The organism is Streptomyces sp. DvalAA-14 (genome assembly GCF_900091855.1).
GTDB lineage: Bacteria > Actinomycetota > Actinomycetes > Streptomycetales > Streptomycetaceae > Actinacidiphila.
Genome location: NZ_FMCH01000113.1, coordinates 1 through 4,680, shown reverse-complemented (window position 1 = coordinate 4,680; position 4,680 = coordinate 1). Strand labels below are relative to the sequence as shown.

The following is a 4,680-nucleotide window of genomic DNA, read 5'->3' as shown; positions in this document are numbered from 1 at the left end:
CCGGGCTGTTGGTCACCAGGGAGAGCATCGCCTCGGGCGCGTTGTCGGCCCGGGTGCGGCCGTTGCGGGTCGCGAAGCCGAAGGTGGCGGGGGTCCCGACGGTGTACGGCAGGACGTCGGGGAAGAGCTGCTCGGCCACCGCCCGGCCGTAGCCGCGCGGGTCGGCGGAGGTTCCGGAGGCCGCGACGACGGCGGCGACCTGGTCGGCGACGGGCCCGCCGACGGCGGCCGCGTCCTCAGCGGGGTGGCGGGTGTTGGCGGGATTGGAGAAGTCGGTGTCACCGGGCCAGAAGATCGGCCACATCATGGGATGGCCGGCGCGGTTGATCTGCCGCCACCCGCCGGCGTCGGTCGCCAGCTTCGTCGCGCACCACACCCCGGTACGGGCCCCGGGCCGCAACTGCGGGTGCTCGTGGGAGACTTCCAGCACGATCGCCTCGACGGTGGTGCCGTCGAAGCTGTTGCTCGCCTGCTGCGGGCGCCAGTCCGACAGGTCCACCGCGGTCCCCTTGGCCATGGCCCCGTTCACGACGGCCAGCAGCGACAGGTCGATGTAGAACGCGTCCTGGACACGTCCGGCCCAGACGCGGTGGCCGCCCGCACTCACCGTCCGCCCGGTACGGCCTTCCAGCAGCAGTTCGCCGTCGGCGGCGTCCCCGCGGGCGTCCTGGCCGGTCAGGGCGTGCAGGCGCAGGGACTGCACACCGTCCGCGTCCGCCGCGCCGAAGGTGAACCGGTAGGTCAGGGCCTCGACGTCGGCGCCGTCGAAATGCACCTTGACCTCGTAGCGGGCCTCGGGGTGGAAACCGGGATCGGCGTGCACGCCGGTGATGTCGGAGTTGACGTCCATGACGAACACCGTGCTGCCCTCGCCGGGAAAGACGTACAGGTCATCGATGTAGAGCTGGCCGTTCTGGGCCGCCAGAGGGGTATCGAGATGATGGGACATGGAGGGTGATCCGTTCTGTCGCGGTCTCGGATGCCGGGGCGCCGGAGCCGGCCGCACCGCGGGCCGGCCCCGGCGGGGAAGCGGCCCGCGGCGGCTGCCCGCGGAAGCCGGCGCCCTGTCTGTTGATCTCTTCATACTCGCCAGCGGGGCGGCGTCGCGGGACCGACCAATCGGGAGGGCCGTCATGGCCACTGATGGCGGATTCGCATGACCGCGGTGACGGCGCCGCCGCTCGGCCGGCCGGCGCTGCGTGCTCTCCCCCGTCGGGGGGACGGGTGGGCGTCGCCCGGGCCGGCCTGGCGCCCGGGCCTCGTTCCGGCCCCGGCCGCGGTGGATACGGTGGATGCGGCAGGCGCGCCGTTCAGGGGACACGGAGGGCGAGCAGTGCGATGTCGTCGCGGTGGCGGCCCGGGCCGGGCGGGGTGCTCAGCTCGTCGCACAGGACGTCGAGCGGGAATTCCGCCAGGGCGGAGGCTCTCAGGGCCAGGGCGTTCAGGCCGTCGGCCAGCGACGTGCCGGGATCCTCGATCAGCCCGTCGGTGTAGAGGATGAGGGTGCTGCCGGGCGGCAGGATCTGTTGGTGCTCGGTGTGCGGGTGGGCGGGGTCGACGCCGATCATGATGCCGTGCACGAGGTCGGGATCGAGATGGAGCGGTTCCCCGTCCGGGGTGAGCATCAGTGGCGGGGGTGGCCGGCGTTGGTCCACCGCAGCTCCCAGGAGCCGTCGGATCCGGGCTGGAGGGTGGCCGCGATGAGGGTGGCCATGGTCTCGGCGCCGGTGCGGTGCAGCGCCTGGTCCAGGCCGTGGACGATCCGGGCCGGGCTGTGCGGCGAGTTGAGCGCCAGGACGTACAGCATGCTGCTGATCCGGTGCATGGTCAGGGCCGATCCCGTGTCGTGGCCCATGACATCGCCCACGACGATGCACCAGGTCCCGTCGGGCAGCTCGACCGCCTGGTACCAGTCGCCACCGATCCGCGGGGTGCTGTGCGCGGGGTGATAGCGGGCCTGGACCTGGAGCGGTCCGATGACGGGCACCTCGGGCATCAGCTGCCGCTGGAGTTCCTCCGCCGCCTTCTTCAGCCGGTCGTGGTAGCGGGCGTTCTCGATGGCGCCGCCCGCGACACCGGCCAGCGCGGTGGCCAGGGCCTCGTCACTGGGGCTGAAGGGCTGCCCGTCGCGCCGGTCGGTGAGGTACAGGATCCCGTAGACGGTGTCCCGCACCCGGATGGGCCCGCCGAGCAGGGTGTGCATGACCGGGTGCCCGGGCGGGAAGCCGACCGTGTCAGGTTCGGCAGCCAGGTCCGCCACGCGGATCGGCCCCTGCCCGCGCAGGATCCTGCCCAGGATGCCTACGCCGCGGGGCAGGTGCCCCACCGCCTCGCGGACACCGCTGTCGACGCCCGTGGTGATGAGGTCCCCGAACTCGCCGTCCCCGTCCAGCACCCCGAGCGCGCCGTAACGGGCCCCCACGGCCCGCGCGGCGGCCTCCACGACCCGCTGCAGGACCGACGCCAGATCGAGGTCGGCCTCGATCCCCAGTACGTCCTCCACCAGCCGGCCGATCCGCCGCTCCTGGTCCGGCTCCTCCTCGTACCGGCGCCCGATCTCCTCGACCAGCGCACGGTGCGCCGCCTCTTTGTCAGTGGACATGGTCCATTTTTCTCATCTGCGCGCTCCGCGCGGAGGTCGCCGCTGGGCCGCCGCCGGACGGCCGCCCCGGACCGCGGGCGCCTTCCGGGCCGAAACCCGGGGGCGGTTCGCCGGCGGCCGGATCGCCTACGCGCCCAGGAGCGGCCGCCGCCATCCGGGTGACGGCTTCCCGGACCTGCGCGGGCCGGTGCCGGTCCGAGGAGCGGTCACCGGCCGTGACACCGGCGCGGTCGCGCCGGGAGGGCGGCGGTTGACCTGCCGGCCGCGAAGGGAAGGGGGCGCGGGACGGGCCGGGCGGCCACTCGAATGCCCGGTCCGGGGGCACGGCCGGGGGATGACCGCCGGGTGCGTCGCCGCGCGGAGCCTTCAACGCGCGCCCGTCACGCCGTACCTACCGATCGAGCCGCGCGCGGCGGCGGCGGCGACGCCGAACCTCACGTACGCGTCACCGGAAGCGTGTGGGACCGGCCGCGATCAGAGCGACGTACCCGGTGGTGAGGGCGCGGCGTTCCGGTTCCGTGGCGAGGTCGGCCGCGCCGCGCCCCCGGGACGGGCAGGGCTGCCGCGACCGGGCGCGCTCAGCCGACGGGAGCGCCGAACCACCTCGCGAGCCCGTCGAGCAGACCCGGCTGGTCCTCACCGATCCACACCACGTGGCCGTCCGGCCGCAGCAGCACCGCGGGCAGGTCCGGTTCGTCGCCGACACCGGCGACATGGTCGACCCGGTCCGCCCAGCCGGCCGCCGAAAGCCGGCCGGTGCGGTCGAGCAGCAGCCCGCGGCCGGCGTGCATCAGCGCGTAGAGGCGACCGCCCTCCAGCGGCACGTCCCGCAGCCGCCGGCCGAGCAGCGGATGCCCCGCGCCGACGTCGTAGCGGATGGCGATCCCGCTGATCTTCTCGATCAGACGGCGGTTCACCTCCTCGAAGCCCACCAGTTCCGACATCAGCCGGCGCACCGCCCGGGGACCCGGCTCGCTGGACATCAGCTCCATCTGGGCGCGGGTGTTGTCCAGTACGTCGGCGGCCACCGGGTGCCGTTCGGTGTGGTAGCTGTCCAGCAGCCCCTCCGGTGCCCAGCCGCGCACCTCGGCGGCCAGCTTCCAGCCGAGGTTGAACGCGTCCTGGACGCCGAGGTTGAGCCCCTGACCGCCGGTCGGCGGGTGGATGTGCGCCGCGTCGCCGGCCAGCAGCACCCGGCCGACGCGGTAGCGCTCGGCCAGCCGGGTGGCGTCGCCGAAGCGGGAGAGCCAGCGCGGTGTGTGGACGCCGAAGTCGGTGCCGGCGAAGGCCCGCAGCTGCCGACGGAATTCCTCCAGGGTCGGCGGGACCGCGCGGTCCTCGGCCACCCCGGCGGCGGGCACGATCACCCGGAACACCCCGTCGGCCTGCGGGATCACGCCGAACCGCAGATGGGTCCTGCGGACTTCGGCCACGGCGGCGGCCAGCGCCCGCGGCGGTACGGCCACCTCCATCTCGCCGAGCAGCGTCTCGTTCCTGGCCGGCTCACCGGGGAAGCCGACGCCGAGCAGCTTGCGCACCGCGCTGCGGCCGCCGTCGCAGCCGACGAGGTAGCGCGCCCGCAGCCGTGTGCCTCCCCCGCCGGCCACGCCCTCGGCGTCTCGCGTTGCCGCGCCGGCCAGTTCGGCGGTCACCCCGTGTTCGTCCTGGCTCAGCCCGACCAGTTCGCGGCCGCGCCGGATCTCGGCGCCGAGCGCGACGGCATGCTCGGCCAGCAGTCGCTCGGTGACGGCCTGCGGGATACCGAGGACGTACGCGTGTGCGGTGTCCAGCCCCTCCGGCCAAGATGTGCCGAGGCCGGCGAAGAAGCCGCCGACGGTGTGTTTCCTGCCGAGTGCGAGGAAGCGTTCCAGCAGACCCCGCTGGTCCATCACCTCGACGCTGCGCGCGTGCAGGCCGAGCGCGCCGGCCCGCCCGGTCGGCGCCGGCTCCTTGTCCAGCACGACGACGCGCAGGCCGTGCAGCCGCAATTCGCCGGCCAGCATCAAGCCGGTCGGCCCACCGCCGGCAACGATCACGTCGATCATCAAACCCCCCAGTCCGCGCACGTGTCCTTCGGG

2 protein-coding genes and 1 pseudogene are annotated in these 4,680 nt (G+C 74.1%); all 3 read right to left on the bottom strand.

The window, feature by feature from the left end:
• Nucleotides 1-949: DUF4331 family protein (locus GA0115240_RS05340; RefSeq protein WP_093735494.1), on the bottom strand; the 949-nt coding region annotated here is incomplete at its 3' end.
• 361 nt (nucleotides 950-1,310) lie between these two features.
• Nucleotides 1,311-2,602, bottom strand: a pseudogene (locus GA0115240_RS05330) (PP2C family protein-serine/threonine phosphatase).
• Nucleotides 2,603-3,180: 578 nt separating this feature from the next.
• Nucleotides 3,181-4,647 (bottom strand): rifampin monooxygenase, encoded by a 1,467-nt coding sequence (gene rox / locus GA0115240_RS05325; protein WP_093735491.1) that lies wholly within the window; start codon nucleotides 4,645-4,647, stop codon nucleotides 3,181-3,183.
• Nucleotides 4,648-4,680 lie beyond the last annotated feature (33 nt).